General features: G+C 43.3%; 17 protein-coding genes and 1 tRNA gene. 10 read left to right on the plus strand and 8 right to left on the minus strand.

Annotated features, from left to right (window positions below; all coding sequences use genetic code 11):
• Positions 1–48: 48 nt before the first annotated feature.
• The 6 genes from ACO067_RS21570 to ACO067_RS21595 all read right to left on the minus strand — a co-directional run bounded on the left by ACO067_RS21570 (position 49) and on the right by ACO067_RS21595 (position 3,969).
• Complete coding sequence (locus ACO067_RS21570) at positions 49–1,248, minus strand: NAD(P)/FAD-dependent oxidoreductase (RefSeq protein WP_421878090.1); 1,200 nt, start codon at positions 1,246–1,248, stop codon at positions 49–51.
• Entirely contained in the window at positions 1,245–1,553 is a 309-nt protein-coding gene (locus ACO067_RS21575; RefSeq protein WP_421878092.1) for a thiamine-binding protein, read from the minus strand. Before ACO067_RS21575 ends, ACO067_RS21570 begins: the two co-directional genes overlap by 4 nt.
• Complete coding sequence (gene pth / locus ACO067_RS21580; protein ID WP_421878094.1) at positions 1,540–2,097, minus strand: aminoacyl-tRNA hydrolase; 558 nt, start codon at positions 2,095–2,097, stop codon at positions 1,540–1,542. The genes ACO067_RS21575 and pth overlap by 14 nt, the downstream gene beginning before the upstream one ends.
• A 93-nt stretch (positions 2,098–2,190) precedes the next feature.
• A complete protein-coding gene (locus ACO067_RS21585) occupies positions 2,191–2,817 on the minus strand; it encodes a 50S ribosomal protein L25/general stress protein Ctc (protein ID WP_421878096.1) in 627 nt (208 codons plus the stop codon).
• Positions 2,818–2,849: 32 nt separating this feature from the next.
• A complete protein-coding gene (locus ACO067_RS21590) occupies positions 2,850–3,776 on the minus strand; it encodes a ribose-phosphate pyrophosphokinase (protein ID WP_421878098.1) in 927 nt (308 codons plus the stop codon).
• Between the two features lie 120 nt (positions 3,777–3,896).
• Positions 3,897–3,969, minus strand: a tRNA-Gln gene (locus tag ACO067_RS21595).
• Positions 3,970–4,249: 280 nt separating this feature from the next.
• On the opposite strand from ACO067_RS21595, the gene ACO067_RS21600 reads away from it, so the two are divergent.
• A complete protein-coding gene (locus ACO067_RS21600) occupies positions 4,250–4,708 on the plus strand; it encodes a hypothetical protein (RefSeq protein ID WP_421878100.1) in 459 nt (152 codons plus the stop codon).
• A 10-nt stretch (positions 4,709–4,718) separates the two neighbouring features.
• Here ACO067_RS21600 and purL read toward each other — a convergent pair whose 3' ends face one another.
• Together purL and ACO067_RS21610 are read right to left on the minus strand one after the other, a co-directional pair.
• Positions 4,719–8,402, minus strand: a complete 3,684-nt coding sequence (gene purL / locus ACO067_RS21605; RefSeq protein ID WP_421878102.1) for a phosphoribosylformylglycinamidine synthase — start codon at positions 8,400–8,402, stop codon at positions 4,719–4,721.
• 42 nt (positions 8,403–8,444) lie between these two features.
• Positions 8,445–9,230 carry an alpha/beta fold hydrolase gene (locus tag ACO067_RS21610; RefSeq protein ID WP_421878104.1) on the minus strand — a complete coding sequence of 262 codons (786 nt, stop codon included), beginning with the start codon at positions 9,228–9,230 and terminating at the stop codon, positions 8,445–8,447.
• Between the two features lie 151 nt (positions 9,231–9,381).
• Between ACO067_RS21610 and ACO067_RS21615 the strand changes: the two genes are divergently transcribed.
• The 9 genes from ACO067_RS21615 (at position 9,382) to ACO067_RS21655 (ending at position 21,565) form a co-directional block, all read left to right on the plus strand.
• Positions 9,382–10,014: a TetR/AcrR family transcriptional regulator gene (locus tag ACO067_RS21615; RefSeq protein WP_421878106.1), complete on the plus strand. Its 633-nt coding sequence runs from the start codon at positions 9,382–9,384 to the stop codon at positions 10,012–10,014.
• A 22-nt stretch (positions 10,015–10,036) separates the two neighbouring features.
• Entirely contained in the window at positions 10,037–11,467 is a 1,431-nt protein-coding gene (locus ACO067_RS21620; protein ID WP_421878108.1) for a TolC family protein, read from the plus strand.
• Between the two features lie 3 nt (positions 11,468–11,470).
• On the plus strand, positions 11,471–12,610 hold the full coding sequence (locus ACO067_RS21625) for an efflux RND transporter periplasmic adaptor subunit (protein ID WP_421878110.1): 1,140 nt from the start codon (positions 11,471–11,473) through the stop codon (positions 12,608–12,610).
• Between the two features lie 25 nt (positions 12,611–12,635).
• Positions 12,636–16,028: an efflux RND transporter permease subunit gene (locus ACO067_RS21630; protein ID WP_421878112.1), complete on the plus strand. Its 3,393-nt coding sequence runs from the start codon at positions 12,636–12,638 to the stop codon at positions 16,026–16,028.
• 42 nt (positions 16,029–16,070) lie between these two features.
• Positions 16,071–17,306, plus strand: coding sequence for a metallophosphoesterase (locus ACO067_RS21635; RefSeq protein ID WP_421878114.1), 1,236 nt, complete (start codon positions 16,071–16,073; stop codon positions 17,304–17,306).
• A 471-nt stretch (positions 17,307–17,777) separates the two neighbouring features.
• Positions 17,778–18,359: a TetR/AcrR family transcriptional regulator gene (locus tag ACO067_RS21640; protein WP_421878116.1), complete on the plus strand. Its 582-nt coding sequence runs from the start codon at positions 17,778–17,780 to the stop codon at positions 18,357–18,359.
• A gap of 11 nt (positions 18,360–18,370) precedes the next feature.
• Positions 18,371–19,111, plus strand: a complete 741-nt coding sequence (locus tag ACO067_RS21645; RefSeq protein ID WP_421878118.1) for an outer membrane lipoprotein-sorting protein — start codon at positions 18,371–18,373, stop codon at positions 19,109–19,111.
• Positions 19,111–20,334 carry an ABC transporter permease gene (locus ACO067_RS21650; RefSeq protein WP_421878120.1) on the plus strand — a complete coding sequence of 408 codons (1,224 nt, stop codon included), beginning with the start codon at positions 19,111–19,113 and terminating at the stop codon, positions 20,332–20,334. The genes ACO067_RS21645 and ACO067_RS21650 overlap by 1 nt, the downstream gene beginning before the upstream one ends.
• Before the next feature lie 19 nt (positions 20,335–20,353).
• Complete coding sequence (locus ACO067_RS21655) at positions 20,354–21,565, plus strand: ABC transporter permease (RefSeq protein ID WP_421878122.1); 1,212 nt, start codon at positions 20,354–20,356, stop codon at positions 21,563–21,565.
• The last annotated feature ends 1 nt before the right edge of the window (position 21,566 follow it).

Below are 21,566 nucleotides of genomic sequence, written 5' to 3' on the forward strand. Positions count from 1 at the left end.
TTAAGCGGAAACAACCTGAATTGGGCGGTATTGGCTCAAGCTGGTTGGTCAGATGTTTTGAGCGATGATCCAGCCTCCACTCCAGCACGCCTGGAAGTTGAAACCGCCAGTAAGCGCATCAATGTCTAATACCTCTCCGGCCAGATACAGATTTGGAAAACGTTTGGCTTCAAAGGATTGGAGGTTGATTTCGTTTAGGTTCACACCACCACTGGTAACAAACTCTTCTTTAAAAGTACTCTTGCCCTTTACCTGGTATAAACCTTGATACAATTCCTCCGTCAGTTTGTTAATTTGTTTTTTAGAGAGTTCACCGAAAGGTGTTTCTTCACCGATTTCGCAGTAATGGACCAATTGGCTCCAGAATCTCTTTGGGAGGTCATAAAGGGCGTAATTGCTGACTTTTCGTTTGGGATTGTGAGCTTTGTACTGATTAATATCGTGACGAATCTGCTCCGCAGAAGATGTTCCCGTGAAGTTGATCATTGTCCGAAATTGATACTTGAGTTTGTTCAACTCTCGAGCTCCCCATGCTGATAGCTTCAACACCGCAGGACCGCTGAGTCCCCAATGGGTGATCAGGAGAGGTCCGGATTCTTCAAGCTTTGTACCTGCTATTTTGATGGACACGTTGGGAAATGAAATTCCCATAAGGTTGGCTATGCGGTCATCCTTGATGTTAAAAGTGAAGAGAGAAGGAACTGGATCAACGATATCCAGACCTATAGTGCTTACCATTTTCCAGGCAGCTGGTGAACTTCCTGTAGCGATAACTAACTTATCTACAATCAGTTGTTCGTCGGAAGAACGTATTTCCCACTGCTCACCTAGTTGGCGAATGATCTCAATTCCAAAATTGGTTCGAATGGTAATGCCGAGTCTTTTGGATTCGTTGAGGAAACAGTTGATGATCGTTTGGGAGTCATTGGTGACAGGAAACATGCGCAGGTCATCTTCCATGTGAGTTTCCACTCCTCTCTGTTGTAGCCACTCCACCATATCATTGGTAGAGAATTGCTGAAACACCTTGTAGAGCTTTTTATTACCCCGAGGGTAGAAGGGAACCAAATCCCCTGCGGCGCTTCTTCCATTGGTTACGTTACAGCGCCCACCTCCTGATACCTTGACTTTGCTAAGCAGCTTGTTGGACTTTTCAAGAATAGTCACATTCCAATCCGGATGTCTCTCAGCCATGTTAATGGCCGTAAAGAACCCAGCAGCACCACCTCCAATAACTGCAACAATCAACGGTCCAGTCGTTTTTCTGCAAACGTTACATCACTATCCTTTCTGTAGTGGATTCGAAAATACACCAAGCATTCATCAGCTCCGGCGTCTAATACCGCCTTTTGTGCTTCATTGGCAATTTGCATAAGGTCATCATACCTGCCCTGCATGACCGTTTCGAATGGAGTGATTAGGTGCGGCACTCCGGACGTTTGGATTACGTCAATTGCTGCATCTACTAGTTGATAAGTGTCCAGAGTTTTGCTTTTCGGAATTATTTGAATCCCCAGGCTGATGTCGTGTCCGGTCATATTAATTGAATTCATTCATGGTTCGAGCCAGGCCAATAGTACAAAAGGAGAGGAGTGCATCAATCGAGCGGTCCATATTCAGAACCAGTTCGTCCATTTCTTGTTTGTTAAACGGGCTGAGTACATAGTCTACTTGTTGACCTTTGTGGTAATCATCCCCGACTCCAAAGCGCAATCGGGCATAATCCTGTCCTCCGGTCAGTTGTTCGATGTTTTTTAGTCCATTATGACCTCCTGCAGAACCTTTGGCCTTGAGCCTGATTTTCCCATAAGGGAGGGCCAGGTCATCTGTGACTACCAGTAAATTTTCTTTACTTACCTTCAGCTCATTCATCCAGTAGTTGACAGCTTTGCCACTCAAATTCATGTAAGTGGTTGGTTTGATCAGGTGAATACTCCTCCCTTTATATTTTAATTCGGTATGGAAGGCGTGTTTGCTATGATTCCAGCTCAACCCTTCTTTGTCAGCGAGGCGATCCAGCACTAAGAACCCAATGTTATGTCTCGTGAGTTCATATTCCGGTCCAATGTTACCAAGTCCCGCAATCAAATATTTCATTTGTGAATACAGCTAATGGTTAAAAGCCCAAAAATAAAAAATCCTACTCCGTGGTGGAGTAGGATCTTCATATTAATAAAAGGTTTGTTCGGTTTATTCAGCTGGAGCTTCTGCGGCAGCTTCTTCTCCTTCTTCTCCCTCTTCACCTTCTTCTTCATCAACAGCCTTACCTCTAAGCGCTCTAGGTACCTCGATACCCATGATGGTCACTAATGGACTGTTAAGAATTTCAAAGTTTTCAGTAGGGATTTCACCAACTTTTACTGATTTACCAAGACCTAGTTTAGACACATCTACCTCGATGTATTCAGGCATATCTTTAGGTAAAGATTTGATGGAAAGGAATCTCAATTTCTTGATCAACTTACCACCTTGCTGGATTCCTGGAGGAACACCTACTGGTCGTACAGGGATGTTCATCTTGATAGGAGTTCCGCGGAATAACTGTAGGAAATCAGCATGCATGATGATTTCACTTACTGGGTGAAATTGGATATCCTGAAGAATAGCCTCAAACGTTTCGCCCTCAATGTTCAGGTTTACAAAGTGTGCCTCATCGGTGTAGACCAACTCTCTAAACAGAATCATAGGAGCGTAGAAGTGAATCTGCTCTTCGCCACCATAGATGACAGAAGGAACATACCCTTCAGCTCTGAGTCTTTTAGCTTCAGTCTTGCCGAGATTTGCTCTTTTAAACCCTATAATCTCAACACTTTTCATAATTTATGATATTAAATGGTTAAAATACTAGATTAAATAAACAGCGCGCTGATCGATTCATGATCGTGAACCTTTCTGATTGCTTTTGCAAACAGTTCAGCTACACTTAATACGGTGATCTTGTCACTCTTTTGTTTTAAGGGAATCGTATCTGTGGTGATCATCTCATCCAGATCAGATCCTTCTATGTTTTCATAAGCTTTTCCAGAAAGAATGGCATGGGTACATACCGCTCTTACTGTTTTTGCTCCTTTATCTTTCAATAGGTTGGCAGCCTTGCAGATAGTTCCGGCTGTATCAGCCATGTCATCTACCAGTACTACATCTTTTCCTTCCACATCACCAATCACCTGCATTGAGGCAATTTCGTTAGCTCGCTTTCGGTGCTTGTCACAAACCACCATGTCCGCCTCGAAATACTTGGCAAAGGTTCTTGCTCTGGCTGTACCTCCAACATCCGGTGATGCAAAAATCAGGTTATCCAGATTCAGGTCACGGATATACGGGACGAAGATGGCAGAACCATCCAGGTGATCTACAGGGATATCAAAAAATCCCTGGATCTGTCCAGCATGAAGGTCCATGGTCATCAGTCGGTTGGCGCCTGCCGCCGTTAAAAGATTAGCCATCATCTTCGCAGCAATGGCTACTCTCGGTCGGTCTTTTCGGTCCTGTCTGGCATAACCGAAATATGGAATTACCAACGTGATGTACTTGGCACTCGCTCGCTTGGCTGCATCGATCATTAGCAAAAGCTCCATGATGTTGTCCGAAGGGGGAGTGGTAGACTGGATGATGAAAAGATCAGTGCCTCGGATGGACTCGTTATAGCTAAAGTTTAGCTCGCCATCACTGAATTTCTGAGAAGTACATTTACCAAGCGGTTTACCGTAGATTTCAGCTATCCGGTTAGCTAAATCGGCGGTTCCTTTTCCTGCAAATAATTTTACTGAGGACATTGGTAAATGTTTTTAAATAACAATCCCGACGCTATGGTCGGGATTTTTTGTAGTTGGCCTACCAGGACTTCCCGAAAATGAATTCGGGACAGGCTTCTCGCGCCATCCCTGTCAACCTTGTTGGCCTACTAGGGCTCGAACCTAGACTCTTCTGAACCAAAATCAGACGTGTTGCCAGTTACACCATAGGCCAATAAATTTTAGAAACTCTTCCAGTTTCTCCCTCTGATTTTGGTCAGAGACTGTATGTTAAGCCGTGTTGCCATCCCGCTTAGTCGGGAACACCATAGGCCATTAAATGGTTTCGGGCATCGTTTGCTCCGAAATGGAATGCAAAACTAGACATTTTTATTTTATATTAACAACTAGCTCAGTCAAAAAATCCATAAAATTCTAAGGCTTCCGGATGAAGTTAAGAATGACTTGCTGATTTTCATTTCGTTAGGTTTATTTGATTCTTAAAACAGGTTCATGTGAACTATTCAGACCAACAAAGGGACGTTATATACTCTAGGGACAATCTGATAGTGAATGCTGTGGCAGGGTCTGGTAAAACATCTACTCTGGCCAGATATGCTATGGAACGAAAAGATCGACCGATCTTGTACCTGACCTTTAACAAGATATCAATATTCTGTATGTGGCGGATCATGCCGCTGATTTCAAATGCCGAATCAATAGCCGCTATTGATGTGGTCCTAAAAGATAGCGTTGCCCCAAAAGCAGGGAAAACCTATTCGTACGAAGAAGTGCGAAAGTCCAAACCTTCTGCCTACAGCTCCTGGACTCTTGAAGATGATTTGGAGCTGGAGGAACTCTTTGCGAAAAGGACGCCTATCAAAGAACTTGCTGAATACTTTGGGAGGAGCAGAGGAGCTATTGCCTCACGGATCAAAAAACTTGAATTACGTGAAAAATATTTCAATCCGTGAGACTGAAGACTTATCCTTTATTCTTTATCCAGTTTTTAGCATTGACAAACGGCTCGATCCATGGAGAGACTTCATGGTCTTTGATTGCTTCGTTGTGGGCCCAGTTCCATGGAAAGATCGATCGCTCCAGATGCGGCATGATCGCGACATGTCTTCCATCTCTGGAAGCTACCGCAGCAGTAGCAAATGAACTACCATTAGGATTACCTGGGAACGCTTCGTAGCTGTATTTCACTGGAATATTGTAGTCTTCCGGCTTACCAGGGAGTACAAACTGTCCTTCACCATGAGCCAGCCAAATGCCCAATCGGCTGTCTGCAAGCGAACTGAACATGACTGAATTACTCTCTAGTACATCGACACTCACAAATGCCGATTCAAACTTACCGGAGATGTTGTGATGCATTCTAGGATGGTTATCGCCCAGCTCAGGATAGATCAATCCAAGCTCCATCATCACCTGGCACCCGTTACAAACTCCAAGACTTAGTGTGTCTTCTCTATTATAGAAGCTATCCAGTGCAGCTTTTGCCTTTTCATTGTAGATAAAGGATCCTGCCCAGCCTTTGGCACTACCCAACACATCTGAGTTAGAAAAACCTCCAACGAACACAATCATGTTCACATCGCTGAGGTCTTCTCTTCCACTGACCAGGTCTGTCATGTGTACATCTTTCACATCAAATCCAGCCAGGTAGAGCGAATAGGCCATCTCACGGTCGCCATTCACGCCTTTTTCACGAATGATGGCAGCTTTGATGCCACTTGCATTTCTACGTTTGATATCAATGCCGTAATCCGAAAACTTTCCAGTGTACGTCGCTGGGAATTGATAGGCTAGCGGTTGCTCTTTGAAATTGGCGAAGCGCTTATCGGCGAGCTCAGGCTTAGTTTGCTCACGATCCAGAAGGTGAGAAGTCTTAAACCAGATATCGCGCATGTCATCAATAGACAGCTCCAACTGCCAATCATCTTTGCTTAATTTGATGTTGCGGGTATTAGTAGCAGATCCCAGTAGGGTGTATTCCGCTTGATGCTCTTTCAAAACTGCCGATACTCTTTCCAGATCGGATACCTGAAGGACTACTGCCGGGTTCTCAGCAAAGAGTATTTTGATAATGTCTGTTTCCTTAAAACCATCGAAGTTGATGTTAGCACCACCCTCTTTATTTGGGAAAGTCATTTCCAACAACGTGGTGACCAATCCGCCAGAGGCTACATCGTGTCCTGCCAGGATTAGGTTGTCTTGAATCAATCGCTGTACAGCATTGAAAGCATTAACCACAATCTCCGGAGTAGAGTCAGGCGTATTGCCACCCAGGGAGTTGATCACCTGACCAAATGAACTGCCACCCAAGTCAAACTGACCGTTGCTAAACGGAATGTAAATTAACTGGCTACTTGTACTTTTTTTCAGGTTAGGCGTGACTACCTGACTCACGTTGCTCACTTCCGCAACAGCTGAAATGATCACAGAACCTGGAGCCAATACCTTCTTACCGTCAGGATATTTCTGCGCCATGGAGAGTGAATCCTTGCCTGTGGGAATGTTGATCCCGAGTGCCGAGGTAAACTCACTGATTTCCTTCACGGCTTTGTACAGCCGAGCATTTTCGCCATCGTTTTTAGCTGGCCACATCCAGTTGGCACTTAGAGAAACACCATTGAGTCCATGAGAAAGCGGTGCCCAGACCAGGTTGGTCAATGACTCGGTCACTGAAAGTCTGGAGCCTGCTCCTGAGTTTATCAAAGCTGCTGCTGGTGCATGGCCAATAGAGGTGGCCATTCCTTTTTTACTGGAATAGTCTAGTGCCATGACCCCCAGGTTGTTGAGCGGTACCTGGATTTCACCAACCGTCTGCTGTACAGCCACTTTTCCAGTTACTGACCGGTCCACTTTGTTGGTCAACCAATCTTTACTCGCCACAGCTTCCAGCTGAAGCACTTTTTCGATGTATTCCTCTGCCTTATTTTCTTCGTATATTTTCTCTTCAAACTTCTTTGTAGAGGTTTTATCTGTAAGAATGGTCTTAGGAGATGAACCAAATAGGTGATTCATTTTCAAATGAAAAGGAGCTTGCTCTGCACCCGTTCGCTTAAAGGTCAGCTCGTTGTTTCCAGAAGTGGTTCCTACTTCGTAATATGGAGCACGCTCACGAGCCGATACTTTTTTCAAGTATTCGGAATTCTTCGGATCGATTACTAATCCCATACGTTCTTGGGATTCATTCCCAATCAGTTCTTTTTCTGATAGGGTAGGATCTCCAACCGGAAAGTTTTCCAGTTTGAAGTCCCCACCAGTATCTTCCACCAATTCAGAAAGACAGTTTAAGTGACCTCCAGCTCCGTGATCGTGGATGGAAACGATTGGGTTATCATCCAGCTCAGCCATTGCTCGTACAGCATTGCACACTCGTTTTTGCATTTCCGGATTGGAACGCTGCACGGCATTTAGCTCTAGCTTGGTGTCAAATGCGCCAGTATCTACAGAAGAAACAGCACTTCCACCCATCCCGATTCGGTAGTTGTCACCTCCGAGGATCACCACCGTTTGGTCTTTTGCTACTTTCTTTTTGATGCCGTCCTTTAGCTTAGCAAAACCAATACCGCCAGCCAGCATAATCACTTTATCAAAAGCGATGGTTTCCTGGGCTTCTTCGTGCTCGAAGGTGAGTACACTTCCACAGATCAACGGTTGACCAAACTTGTTGCCATAGTCACTGGCACCATTCGATGCCTTGATCAAAATGTCTTTTGGGCTCTGGTAGAGCCATTTTCTCGGCTTAATCTGTTCTTCCCAGGATCTACCTTCTTCCAGTCGGGAGTAAGAGGTCATGTATACGGCTGTTCCTGCAAGTGGAAAGCTTCCAATACCTCCAGCCATACGGTCGCGGATTTCTCCGCCAGATCCGGTAGCTGCTCCATTAAAAGGCTCTACCGTAGTTGGGAAGTTGTGGGTTTCTGCTTTCAGTGAAATGATGGATTCGAAATCCTTCACTTCAAAGTAGTCTGGTTTATCCTGCGTTTTCGGAGCAAACTGTTCCACTACTGGTCCTTTCACAAAGGCCACATTGTCTTTGTAAGCCGATACGATGTGGTTGGGATTGTCTTTGGATGTTTTCTTAATCCATTGAAACAGCGTCAGTGGTTGTTCATCTCCGTCGATGATAAACTGGCCATTGAATATTTTATGGCGGCAGTGTTCAGAGTTGATCTGAGAGAAACCAAATACTTCAGAGTCGGTCAGACTCCTGCCGATTTCCTCTGATACTTCCTTCAAAAAGGATATCTCTTCTTCACTGAGAGCCAATCCTTCCGTTACATTATAGGTCTCCAGATCATCAATGTATTTGATTGGTTCCGGCTGAATCTTCAGTGTAAAGATATCTTGATCTATTGCTGCATACTTCTGTTGCAACATCGGGTCAAATAGTTGTCCCCTTTCTCTTTCAAACACCTCGATTCGATCCAATCCCTCAATTCCAGCATTTTGAGTGATCTCCACAGCATTGGTACTCCATGGAGTGATCATCTCTTTTCTTGGGCCTATGAATGGTCCTTCGAGTGACTTTTGCTCCATTAAAGTTGCTCCGGAGAAGAGCCACGTCAGTTTTTCTTGTGTTTTGGAATCAATTTCATTTTTGCTGCCTACTGTGAAAAATGAGTCAGCTGATTTTTGAAAGATGTATATCATTTGAGAGGACTTGCTTTGATACCGCAAAAATAGAAGAATATATCAAAGAATATCCCCTTCTAGTAAAGAAGGAATCAAGGTTTTTGCTCCCTCGATTAGTTGATGATGTTTCAAAGGTAAAATGTGGAATTTGGCTGTATGCGCACGAGTCATTTTAGGCTTGATTTTACTGATCGGTACGATATAGTCTTTGCTGCCTAGAATGAAATGAAAGGGTGTATGAAGGGTGTTCGCAGTTTTGATGATGAATGTGAGATCGGGTTGGAGTGGTTTGAAGTACGTCCAGGACTGATAGACGCGTTTGCGGTTGTCTCTTGCCGAAAGCTCTTTTTGAGCAAAACGCACTATTTGAGAACTGGCCAATCCTAATTTTTCGATCAAATTCAATAGGCTGTTGAATTGGGTTGGGTGGAGCATCAAGTATTTGAATAGTGGATTAGTGATAGGGCTGGTAGCGATTCGAAACCAGGTATTCTGGAAAATTCCATCTGGTGCGACCAGAATCATTGACTCTACCCGATCACAAAAAGCGTCATAAGTGGCGAGTGCAAATCTGCCACCTAGACTGAATGCTGCAATAGAAAAATGATTGATCTGCTCCCGAGTTAGAAAGGCTCCAAATGCTAGTTTCCATTGTTTGGTAGAGAGCGGTGTATTAGCTCTTATACTTTTGCCGTGGTAATAAAGATCAAAATTATATATGGTAAAATTCGATTTTACAGAATCTAACCAGCTGAGCATGGTTTTATTGGTTTGACCAAAACCATGAAAAATTATCAGGTTTTTACGGCCATTTCCGTGCTTTTCGTAATGCAACGTATTATCCATTGAATAAGAAGAGGTTCATAAACATTTAAATAAAAAATCATCTGAATAGTATAACCTTCTGAAAATAATCACGTAGAAACTCAGGAAACTTTTGGAATAATGAAAGTTTCCATCGTATTTTCGTGACTAATTTGACAACCAAAGCTACCAATTGGAAGATTTAAAACAGAAGATAATAGAAGGAGCGCAGGGATTATTCATCCAGTACGGAATTCGTTCGGTATCGATGGATGATGTGGCGAGAGCTCTGTCAATGTCCAAGAAAACACTTTATCAGCATTTTAGTAACAAAAACGAGTTGGTGACGGTGGCAGTAGAGGACTACATGAAAGGGGAGATGAGTGAATTCTCTGAAATCAAAGACACTTCGTCCAATGCGATTGAGGAGTTGTTCAATCTGTCTAAATGCATGCGTGAGCACGTATTTAAAATTAACCCGTCCATGCTGTACGATTTGCAGAAATACCACGCAGATGCCTGGGCAATTTTTCAAAGATTCAAGAGTGATTTTTTGAGAAGGCAAGTGATGGACAATATCAATAACGGCATTAAAGAGGGCTTCTACAGGCCTGAAGTTGATCCTAGGGTAATTGCGATATTAAGAATGGAGACTGTACAGCTCGCTTTTAACAATGATATTTTCCCAAGATCAGAATTCAATTTTCTGGAAGTACAGGTACAATTATTCGAACATTTTGTACATGGCTTACTATCCGAAAAAGGCAAGCAATTATATACTGAATATCAATCTAAAGCTCACAATAATGATCCGATAGGATCATAAACGATCATAATCAAATTTTCACATGAAAGTAAAACTAACCTTATTACTATTGATGACAGCAACCTGGCTCCGGGCTCAAGAAAGCAGCGGAAGTCAGGAGTTTACTTTGCAGCAGTGCATCGACTATGCTTTGGCTAACAATGTGAATGCACAAAATGCCAAACTGGACGAAGAAATTGCCAAGGCAAGGGTGAAAGAAACGGTGGGTATCGGTCTGCCACAGATCTCAGGTACGGTCACGGCCCAGCAGAGCCCTACACAGCAGCGGTTTTTCACGCAATATACAGCTGGTGGTCAATCCTTTTTTATAGATGATGCGACAGCCGCGCAGCTCGGTATGGAAGATGGAGACGTTGCAGCCCTGGAAAACATCTTTGCACTGAAAGGTAATGGTGATGCCAATCTAAATATCAACCAGATTATTTTCAATGGCTCTTATATCGTAGGGCTACAGGCTTCCAAAGCCTATAAAGACCTGTCAGTAAAGCAAGCTAACCAGACCAAAGAGGATGTAGTGCTTCAGGTATCTAAAGCATTTTACAACCTGTTGATCATGGAAGAGCGACTGGACATGATTCAGTCTAATCTTGGCAGATTAGATACACTCTATCGCAACACCAAAGCAATGCAAGAGAATGGATTTGCAGAGCAACTTGATGTGGATCGTATCAGGGTTTCACTAAACAATCTGAAGGTAAGCTTGCAAGATTTACAAAGCATGTATGACATCTCTGTTAAGCTCCTAAAATTCCAAATGAACTATCCATATGATCAGGATTTGGTTTTAGCTGGAGAACTGGAAGATGTGGCTCTGACAGAATTGGAGATGCCGTCAAATGAAGTGTCATATGCTGAGCGACCTGATTATCAGGTGATGCTGGCCAACAAGGAGCTTCAAGAGCTAAATATTAAGAACAAGTATGCAGAGGCGATCCCAAGTATTTCGGCATTTGCAACTCTGGGTTATAATACCCAGTCACCAGATTTTGGAGGTATTTTCACCACACAGGCCTCCTTCGAAGGAAATGATCGGATAGGCCCTGACAAATGGTATGGCTATTCTGCACTAGGCTTGAGGCTCAACTGGAACCTATTCACAGGTCTGCAGCGCAGTTACCAGATCCAACAAGAAAAGCTCAGTCTTCTCAAAATTGAGAATGGACTGGACGCTATGGAAAAGTCCATTGACCTGGAAGTAGCTCAGGCTAAAGCCAATCTATCTAATGCGGTCAGCAAACTCGAAGTGCAGCAGGAGTCTATGGACCTGGCTTCTAATATCTTCGATATCACGCAGATTAAATATGAAGAGGGAGTAGGCTCCAATCTCGAAGTGGTGGAAGCTGACAATTCATACAAAGAAGCACAAACCAACTATTACAGTGCGCTATATGATGCCATCATTGCGCAGTTAGAACTTAAAAAAGCAATCGGAAATCTCTATAACCAACAATAGATCATGAGAAAGATCAATCAAACCGTAATACTACTTACAGCAGTGGCCATCTTGGCTTATGCTTGTGGAGACTCACAAGCTGCCGATGATAAAATGGCACAATTAAAGAAACTCAAAGAGCAACAGAAGGAGCTCGAGGGGCAGATTAAAGAGTTGGAGAAAGAACTCAAAGCATCTGGTGAATTGACCAACGAAGTAAACGAGGTTTTCGTCACGGCTCTTAATATGCAACCAACGACTTTCATTCATGAGATAGAAGTAAGAGGAGGAGTAGAGTCTCGAAAGGATGTGGTGTTATCTGCAGAAACGATGGGCCGTATCCAATCTATCAGTGTGAAAGAAGGGCAGTCAGTTACTAAAGGCCAGTTACTAATCTCTTTAGATGCTGACATCATTCGCAACAACATCGGAGAGGTCGAGACGCAGTTGGAGCTTGCTACTACCATTTATGAACGCCAGGAAAAACTCTGGAAACAAAACATTGGTACAGAAGTCCAATACTTACAAGCCAAGAACAACAAAGAGTCTCTTGAAAGCCGTTTGGCAACATTGAAAGCACAATTGAGACAATCAAATGTGTATGCACCTTTTGCCGGGGTGATAGATAATGTGCCAGCAAGAATTGGTGAAATGGCTCAGCCAGGAATGCCACTGATCAGAATTGTGAACCAGGCAGATATGTTCATCACTTCTGATGTCTCTGAGACGCATCTGGGCAAATTCAAAGAAGGCCAAATGGCGGAAGTGTATTTCCCTACTCAGGATAAAACGGTACAAACCACGATTACTAATGTTGGTCGAGTGATTAAAAATGATAACAGAACCTTTGAGATCGAACTGAGTATGCCAAAGGTGGATTTTGAAGTGAAGCCAAACCAGGTGGTGGTCGTTCGGCTAATAGACTATAAAAATGATCAGGCATTAGTTGTTCCAACCAAAATCATTCAGACTGATAGCCAAGGAAGCTATCTGTACGAGGTGGTTTCTGCCGATGGCATGAAGAAAGCTAAGAAGGTTTACGTTACTCCTGGAGTTTCTTTTGGACTGGAAACCGAGATCAAGGAAGGATTGACAAAAGGGCAAGTGATCGCCAATGACGGATATAGAGACTTGTCTCCAGACGTAGCAGTTTCTATTAAATAAGTGTTTCACTAGAACGATTCTACTAATGTCAGAAGACAATCAAAATATCAATACGAATAAGCAGTTTGGGCTGACTACACTGTCACTCAACAACAAAACAACTGTTTATATACTGACACTCCTGGTAGTGGTGATGGGGTTAACTACTTACCTCACATTGCCAAAGGAGAGTTTTCCAGAGGTTTCTCAACCAATAGTTTACGTAGGTACTCCGCATCCTGGTAATTCGCCTGTGGATATGGAAAACCTGGTGACAAGACCGCTGGAGCAGGAGATTAACGCCATCGCTGAGGTGGACAATATTAAGTCTACGTCGGTTCAGGATTACTCTACAATCATTGTCGAGTTTACTTCATCTACGGATATCGAAGATGCCCTGACTAAGGTGAAAGATGCTGTAGATCGTGCAAAGCCAGATTTGCCAGAGCTACAAACAGATCCCAATGTGTTTGAGATGGACTTTTCAGAATTTCCAATCTTGAATATCAACCTTTCGGGTAATTACACCATGGAAGAGCTCAACGGATACGCAGAGTACCTGGAGGAGGAGATTGAAAAGGTGAAAGAGGTGTCCAAAGTTGAGATTAGAGGGATCAATGAAAAAGAGCTCAAGATCAATGTGGATCCTTATCAGATGGAAGCTCGAGAGGTCAATTTTAGTGATATCGAGAATGCCGTACGATCTGAGAATATTACGCTATCAGGTGGTAGTATAAAGCAAGGTGATATCAAGCGATCCGTTCGTGTGGTCGGTGAATTCGAGACACCCGAAGAAGTGCTGGATATCGTCGTAAAGAGTGAGAATGGAGCCATTGTCTACTTAAAAGACATTGCAGAGGTTGACTTTGATTACAAAGATGCTCAGGACTATGCCCGATTAAGAGGTAATCCGGTGGTGATGATCGACGTGGTAAAGAGAAGTGGGGAAAACCTGCTAAGTGCTACTGAGAAGATCAATGTAATTCTAGAAGATGCAAAGGAAAATGTTTTTCCAAAGGATCTTATTGTTACCAAAACCAATGATCAATCAGAGCAGACTCGGGAACTAGTCAGTTCGCTGGAGAATAACATCATATCAGGTGTCATACTTGTAGTATTGGTGTTGCTATTCTTTTTGGGTTCAAGAAACGCCCTGTTCGTAGGGGTAGCTATTCCTCTATCCATGTTCATGTCTTTCATGATATTGGGTATGTTTGATATTTCCATCAACATGTTGGTGCTCTTCTCTCTAATCATGGCACTTGGTATGCTGGTTGATAATGGGATTGTGGTTGTTGAAAACGTCTACCGATTGATGGAAGAGGGTTATAGCAACTTCGAGGCAACCAAGCGAGGAGTAGGTGAAGTAGCCTGGCCTATTATCGCTTCAACTGCTACCACCTTGGCGGCTTTCTTACCATTGGCATTTTGGCCAGGTATGATGGGAGAGTTCATGAAGTTCTTACCTATCACATTGATAGTTACTCTTGGTTCTTCACTGTTCGTGGCGTTGGTTATTAACCCTGTGCTGATTGCATCATTTATGAAAATAGATACGGGCGAAATCAACAAGCGACGATTGATGATCATTGTTGGAGTTGGAGCGGCCATCGGGTTATTACTTGTATTGCTAGGTGCTCGTGTTTTAGGTAACCTACTGTTGATAGCGGCAATTATCACTGTGCTCAATGTGTATGTATTGACGCCTGCATCTAATTCGTTTCAACGATCCTTTTTGCCTTGGCTGGAGGGATTGTACAAAAAGACGCTGAATTTTGCTTTGGCTGGATGGAAACCCGTAATGTTCTTTTGGGGTACGGTATTGCTGTTTGTCTTCTCCATTGGTTTGATGTTTACGTTCCCTCCGGAGGTCGAGTACTTCCCAAAAACTGATCCTAAATACATCAACGTGTTCATTGAATTCCCAGTGGGAAATGATATTGATCGGACCAATGAGTTTACTAATGAAGTGGAGCAGATTGTATTCAAGACTGTTAAGCCATATGAGTCTATTGTAGAGTCTATTATTGCCAATGTAGGACAAGGTACATCTGACCCGAACGATCCATCTTCTTTTGGTCAGCAGGATACACCAAACAAAGCTAGAATCACGGTGAACTTTAAAGAGTTCAAGTATCGGAATGGAATTGACACTAAGAAAATCCTGTCTGAAATCAGAGATGCTATTGGTGGGTACCCCGGCGTAGCTGTCACAGTAGATCAAAATGCTGACGGCCCTCCAGCAGGTAAGCCTATTAGTATTGAGGTTTCTGGTGATCAATTTGCACAGCTCATTGATATTACCGAAGACATCAAGAAGACTATCAATGAATCGGGAATAGAAGGGATCGAAAAGCTGAAAACCGACCTGGAAACTGGTAAGCCTGAGATGATCGTAAACATTGATAGAGAAAAGGCAAGACGTTTTGGTTTGTCTACTAACTCAATTGCCATGGAGATAAGAACCGCTCTTTTTGGTAAAGAGATTTCCAAATACAAAGAGGGCGAAGACGACTATGAGGTACAGTTACGAATGATGGAGAAGTATCGAAACGATCCAGATGCACTGATGAGTAAGAGCATAGTCTTTAGAGATCAATCTTCTGGGCGTATAAAAAGTGTACCTATTTCGTCTGTTGCCTCTACTGAGTTGAGCTCTACTTATGGTTCAGTGAAGCGGAAGGACCTAAACCGTGTCATCACGATTAGCTCCAATGTGGAGGCCGGTTATAATGCCACCGCCATCAACAATGAGATAAAGGAATTACTCGCTGACTATGAAATGCCGGATGGATATGAATACAAATTTGGCGGTGAGCAAGAAAAGCAAGCGGAAGAAATGGCTTTCTTGAGCACTGCTTTGGGGATTGCCGTGAGCTTGATCTTTTTGATCATTGTTGCCCAGTTCAACAAGGTGACTACTCCATTTATCATCATGATGTCGGTACTATTGAGTACGATCGGGGTGTTCCTTGGTCTGGTAGTTTTTCAGATGAACTTCGTGGTAATCATGACCATGATTGGTATCATCTCGCTGGCGGGTATTGTAGTAAACAATGCCATCGTACTCATCGACTTTATTGAGTTAAGTAGAGAGCGGAGAAGGCAGGAAATGGGTGTAGATAAGCTCCCGTTTGATGAAATTGTTAGGTCCATTGCTGATGCAGGTACCACTCGTTTGAGACCTGTGATTTTGACGGCTATTACCACGGTGCTTGGATTGATTCCATTGGCACTTGGTATTAACATTGATTTCATCAAATTCCTCGGTAATTACAATGCCGACTTTTATCTAGGTGGTGACAATGTGGCTTTCTGGGGGCCAATGTCCTGGACGATCATATTCGGTTTGACGTTCGCGACATTCCTCACCTTGATCATTGTACCAGTGATGTACCTGTTCTTTGCTAAAATCAATAGAAAACTAGGAATTAGTTAAAATTCAAAACCCCGACCGTAGCGTCGGGGTTATTCTTTTCATATGAGTAGAATTTACTTTCTGGCCTTTATAGCAGTACTGTATGTTGCCTTTGATATTTACATATTTCAGGCGGTTAAAGTAGTAATTGGTGACTACTCGCTGATGACCAGAAGGAGTCTTACAGTGCTCTATTTTGGTTTGTCTGCAGTATTGTTTGTGGGTATACTGATGTACAATCAGCTGGACCCGAAGCAATTCGCCGATCTAAGGCTGTTTATCACCACCGCTTTTTTCATCACACTCATCGGTAAACTGATTGCAGCTCTTTTTGTACTCTTTGACGATGGGAGACGATTCATTACCTGGGTTGCACAGTTTATTCCTTCGAAGACAGAAGAAACGCCAGATCTTTCCCGATCAGAGTTTATTTCCAAATCGGCTTTGATTGCCGGTACCGTGCCAATCGCTGTGTTCAGCTTTGGAATCATCTCAGGTGCCCACGATTACCGTGTTCGAAAAAGAGTTATCACCTCACCGAAGTTGCCAAAGGCATTTCATGGAATGCGACTGGCTCAATTATCAGATATTCATACCGGTAGTTTTTTCAATAAGACGGCTGTGGCGGGAGGAGTGGATATGCTCCGAGCAGAAAAGCCTGATATAGTATTTTTCACCGGTGATTTGGTGAACAATCAAAGCGATGAGGCCAAACCTTATTTGGATATTTTTAATAGAGTAGCTGCACCATTGGGTGTTTACTCCACCATGGGAAATCATGACTATGGAGATTATCGCAGTTGGGCTAGTCAGGAAGCGAAGCAGGCAGATATCAAACAACTGCATGAAATGCACCGCTACATGGGCTGGGATATCTTGCTGAATGAGAATCGGATTCTTACCCAAAACGGCGAACAGTTGGCAATACTCGGATTAGAGAACTGGGGTGCCGGCCGATTTTCTAAATATGGAGATTTGGCCAAAACGTATGCGGGGACAGAAGAAGCTCCTTTCAAGATATTACTTTCTCATGACCCAAGCCACTGGGATGCTCAGGTAAGGCCTGAATTCCCAGATATCAACCTACAGCTTGCAGGTCATACACATGGCATGCAGTTTGGAATCGAAATAGGCGACTTCCGATGGAGTCCGTCTAAGTGGATGTACAAGCAATGGGCCGATATGTACCAGGCTGGTGATCAGTACTTGTACGTCAATCGGGGGTATGGCTACCTGGGATATCCGGGTAGAGTAGGGATACTGCCTGAAATTACCATTATAGAGCTAAGACACGGATAGTTCTAAGGGTCAAGCAATATTTCTGTGGGTTACGCCTTTTGAACACAATTGTGCTTGAAACAATTAGGTCATTTGATTTTAGAATATTGCATAATTCTTTAGCATTATCTTCGAGTCTAGCTCAGTACTCATAAATTCTTTAATCTTACTTTTCCATCGATGAAAAGTAAGCAAAAATCTAGGCTGCGCGCCCCGGGGCTGAGTTCATTTCTTTACGCTTTTCCAATCCAAAAATTGGCAAATAAAAGAAACTCGCCATTTCATTTCTTATCTAAATATGGTGAAGCCCAGCCTCAGACAGTCTTTTATTCGTAAATCCAATTTTATTCTCGAAAACCTAAAATGAACGAATGCCCGTCCTCAACAAATACTATTCCCCACAGGTTTTCGGATTGATCCAGTTTCTAAATGGTTTTTTGAAATGAGACAAATTTTTGTAACTTTATAATTGACCGACCGTTCAGTCAATATATGAGTCCACGATCTAAGGAACAATTTGAGGAGATAAGAGAAGCCAGTCAGCGTAAGATATTCGATGCTAGTCTGGAGCTATTTGGAACTAAAGGATATGAAGCCACCTCCATCGCTCTGATAGCCAAAAAGGCTGGGATCAGTAAAGGCTTGATCTACAATTATTTTGATAGTAAAGAAGCTCTGCTCCAGGCGATGGTCGACGATCTGGTCTCTGTAGGTGATGACATGATTGAAAAGATCTGGTCAGATGATCCGGCAAAGACATTGGAAAATCTGATTCAATCAATTTTCGAATGGTTTCGCCAGAATGAGAACCTTAATCGCTTACTTATAGGTCTTTCTACTCAAGTCGGGAAGTTTCAGTTTGTTCATGACATGGCCAAGGGAAAGATGGATGGTTATCTCATCATGCTGGAAGGCTTGCTCCAGGAGATTGGATTTGAGGATTATCAGACGGAAGCAAGAATACTTGGGACCTTGTTTGACGGAATAGCTCTGCACCACATGTTGATGAAGGAAGACTATCCTCTTGATGAAGTGGAACGCATGCTCATTAAGAAATACTGCATGAAACCTTAAAAATGAAACATATGAGAAGGCTATTTTTTTGTTTGTTAGCTGTGATGACCTTTCAACTTTCAGCCCAAACGGCTACCGAGATCATTCAAAAGGCCAATGATAAGATGCAGGGAGAGTCCAATTTTGCTGTAATGGAAATGCAAATAGTCAGGCCTACCTGGACTCGCGAAATCTCAATGAAGAGCTGGGCGCGGGGCACAGATTATAGTTTGGTATTGATCACGGCTCCCGCAAGAGATAAAGGCGCAGCATTTTTAAAGCGCGATAAGGAACTCTGGAATTGGCAACCGACCATCGATCGGGTAATCAAAATGCCACCATCCATGATGATGCAGTCCTGGATGGGATCAGATTTCACTAATGACGACCTGGTCAAAGAATCATCCATAGTTGAGGATTATACACATGAACTAATGAAGGATACCACCATTCGCGGCTATGAAGCATGGAAGATAGTCATGACTCCAAAAGAGGAGGCTGCGGTGGTCTGGGGCAAAATAGAAGCGTACATAGACCAAAAGGATTTTTTGCAATTGTTATTCAAATACTATGATGAAGACGGATACCTCATCAATACCATGGTGCTGTCTGATATGAAGGAAATGGATGGACGTGTGGTGCCTACCAGAATGGAAATGATACCGGCTGAAAATCCCGATCAGAAAACGGTAGTTATTTATAATTCCCTGGAGTTCAATACTGACATCAAGCCTGAGTTTTTCTCTATTCAAAACATGAAACGCATACGGTAATGTATTTAAAACTAGCCTGGCGAAATATCTGGCGAAATAAACGCCGTAGCCTTATTACCATCGGGTCCATCACTTTTGCAGTCTTGTTGGCCTGTAGTATGCGATCTATGCAGCTCGGCTCTTATGACCGGATGATCGAAACAGCAGTTCGCTTTTACACCGGTTATATTCAGATTCATCAGAATGGTTACTGGGAGGATCAGACCATCGACAATAGCTTTAGTTACGATCAATCGTTACTCAACCAGGTTGCTGATGTAGCGGGTGTAAAACGAGTGGTACCAAGAGTTGAGTCCTTTGCACTTGCTTCGTTTGGGCAGAAGACAAAGGGAGGACTAGTAGTAGGTATTGATCCGGAGTTAGAAGATTCACTCACTCGGTACAAAGAGAAAATCATTCAAGGTTCATCCATTGAAGCAAACGATGACGGTGCTTTGATTTCAGAAGGCTTGGCCAAATACCTCAAGGTGGCAGTTGGGGATTCTCTTGTACTGATTAGTCAGGGATATCACGGCGCCAACGCCGCAGGCATCTTCCCGATTAAAGGAATTATGAAGTTTCCATCCCCGGCACAGAATGAAGGCACTATTTTTATTTCTTTAGACAAAGCTCAGTGGTTTTATGCGCTAGGAAATCAGCTTACCAGTCTGGCATTGGTTATTGATGAAGCCAAGCACACTGACCGGATTGTTGCTGAAATAAGCAACGTAGTAGATACCAGCCGGTTGGAAGTGATGGGCTGGCGTGACCTAATGCCTGATCTGGTGCAAAGCATTGAGATAGACAGTATCAGTGGTCGAATCATGATCTGGATACTCTATGCTGTCATTGGGTTTGGGATGTTTGGGACTTTCCTGATGATGACCGCCGAGCGTATGTATGAGTTTGGAGTGATGATGTCCATTGGAATGAAACGCATGATCATGCAACTGACGGTCTTTCTGGAGATGCTGATTATGTCATCCTTGGGAGTGCTTGCCGGAATAGGAATTTCGCTGCCCTTCATTATTTATTGGTATTACCACCCAATCTATTTCACTGGAGAATCAGCTGCTGCCATTGAAAGCTTCGGTGTGGAACCGGCCTACTTTTTTTCACTGGATCCAGCGCTTTTTTACAATCAAGCCTGGGTCATTTTTATCATGGCGTTGATTTTGGGTTTTTATCCTTTGTACGTGATACGGACTCTAAAGCCTGTGAGAGCGATGCGTGAGGCGATTTGATTGATTAAATGAACTGACGATGTTACTTAAAATAGCTTGGAGAAATATTTGGAGAAGCCGTGGCAGGAGCCTGGTAGTTCTCGGTTCTATTGTAGTTGGAATATGGGCCTTAGTATCGGCGGTAGGTTTTATGAATGGCTTCATCGTGGGCTATATGGCTGATATTATCAATCACGATATTTCCAACATCCAGATACATCACCCTGAATTCAAGAAGGACAAAGAGGTGAGATTTACCATACCAAATGGAAAGCAAAAAGTTGAGGAAATTGATACATGGGAGGGAGTACAAGCGGCTACTACCAGAGTACTGGTCAACGGGATGATTGCGTCTCCAAAAAAGGCATCGGGTGTGCAGGTGCGAGGAATAATTCCTGAAATGGAATCTGCCGTGACAGAACTGGATTCATTGATCGGTGAGGGAGCTTATTTTGAAGGAATCAGCAGAAACCCAGTCCTCATTGGCAAAAAACTATCTGAAAAACTAGATGTGAAAGTCCGATCCAAGGTGGTGCTTACCTTTACTGATGCCCACTCCAACATTACTTCTGCGGCATTTAGAGTGGCAGGAATTATTGAAAGTTCCTCGATCAATCTAAACGAAGGCTATGCTTTTGTCCTTCAAGAAGATCTCATGAGATTGCTGGGAATCGATGAAGTTCATGAACTGGCCATATTGACAGGTCCTCATACCGATGAGTCGCAGATAATTCAGAAATACCAGGAGCGATATCCAAACGACCTGGCCGAATCCTGGAAAGAAATAGCTCCTGAGCTAGCATTGATGCAGGAAATGTACTCGAGCATGCTTTACGTGTTGATCACGATTGTTATGATCGCTTTAGTATTTGGTATTCTGAACACCATGCTGATGGCGGTACTGGAGCGATTCAAAGAACTAGGGATGCTGATGGCCGTAGGTATGGCCAAATTGAAGGTGTTCCTGATGGTCTTGATCGAAACCATTTATCTCGGCATACTGGGTGCTCCATTCGGTTTGGCGTTAGGATGGCTCACTATAAAATATTTCACCCTAAATGGCATTGACTTAAGCGAGTATTCCGAGGGATTGGAATCATTCGGATACGGTTCCATTTTATATCCATACATCGAAAATTCTACTTACCTGACCATTGCCATCGCCGTAATCATTACGGCATTTATTGGAGCAATCTATCCGGCATGGAAAGCGGTCAAACTGAAGCCTGTTGAGGCGCTACATAAAATTTAAA

The sequence above is a fragment of the Marinoscillum sp. genome, assembly GCF_965229915.1.
In the GTDB taxonomy this organism is placed as follows: Bacteria; Bacteroidota; Bacteroidia; order Cytophagales; family Cyclobacteriaceae; genus Marinoscillum.

What these genes read in the sequence shown, in the direction of transcription:
- ACO067_RS21590 (WP_421878098.1), bottom strand. Translation starts at nt 3,776, where the DNA reads ATGTCCTCAGTAAAATTATTTGCAGGAAAAGGAACCGCCGATTTAGCT.
- ACO067_RS21645 (WP_421878118.1), top strand. Translation starts at nt 18,371, where the DNA reads ATGAGAAGGCTATTTTTTTGTTTGTTAGCTGTGATGACCTTTCAACTT.
- pth (WP_421878094.1), bottom strand. Translation starts at nt 2,097, where the DNA reads ATGAAATATTTGATTGCGGGACTTGGTAACATTGGACCGGAATATGAA.
- ACO067_RS21640 (WP_421878116.1), top strand. Translation starts at nt 17,778, where the DNA reads ATGAGTCCACGATCTAAGGAACAATTTGAGGAGATAAGAGAAGCCAGT.
- ACO067_RS21625 (WP_421878110.1), top strand. Translation starts at nt 11,471, where the DNA reads ATGAGAAAGATCAATCAAACCGTAATACTACTTACAGCAGTGGCCATC.
- ACO067_RS21610 (WP_421878104.1), bottom strand. Translation starts at nt 9,230, where the DNA reads ATGGATAATACGTTGCATTACGAAAAGCACGGAAATGGCCGTAAAAAC.
- ACO067_RS21620 (WP_421878108.1), top strand. Translation starts at nt 10,037, where the DNA reads ATGAAAGTAAAACTAACCTTATTACTATTGATGACAGCAACCTGGCTC.
- ACO067_RS21650 (WP_421878120.1), top strand. Translation starts at nt 19,111, where the DNA reads ATGTATTTAAAACTAGCCTGGCGAAATATCTGGCGAAATAAACGCCGT.
- purL (WP_421878102.1), bottom strand. Translation starts at nt 8,402, where the DNA reads ATGATATACATCTTTCAAAAATCAGCTGACTCATTTTTCACAGTAGGC.
- ACO067_RS21585 (WP_421878096.1), bottom strand. Translation starts at nt 2,817, where the DNA reads ATGAAAAGTGTTGAGATTATAGGGTTTAAAAGAGCAAATCTCGGCAAG.
- ACO067_RS21635 (WP_421878114.1), top strand. Translation starts at nt 16,071, where the DNA reads ATGAGTAGAATTTACTTTCTGGCCTTTATAGCAGTACTGTATGTTGCC.
- ACO067_RS21575 (WP_421878092.1), bottom strand. Translation starts at nt 1,553, where the DNA reads ATGAATTCAATTAATATGACCGGACACGACATCAGCCTGGGGATTCAA.
- ACO067_RS21630 (WP_421878112.1), top strand. Translation starts at nt 12,636, where the DNA reads ATGTCAGAAGACAATCAAAATATCAATACGAATAAGCAGTTTGGGCTG.
- ACO067_RS21655 (WP_421878122.1), top strand. Translation starts at nt 20,354, where the DNA reads ATGTTACTTAAAATAGCTTGGAGAAATATTTGGAGAAGCCGTGGCAGG.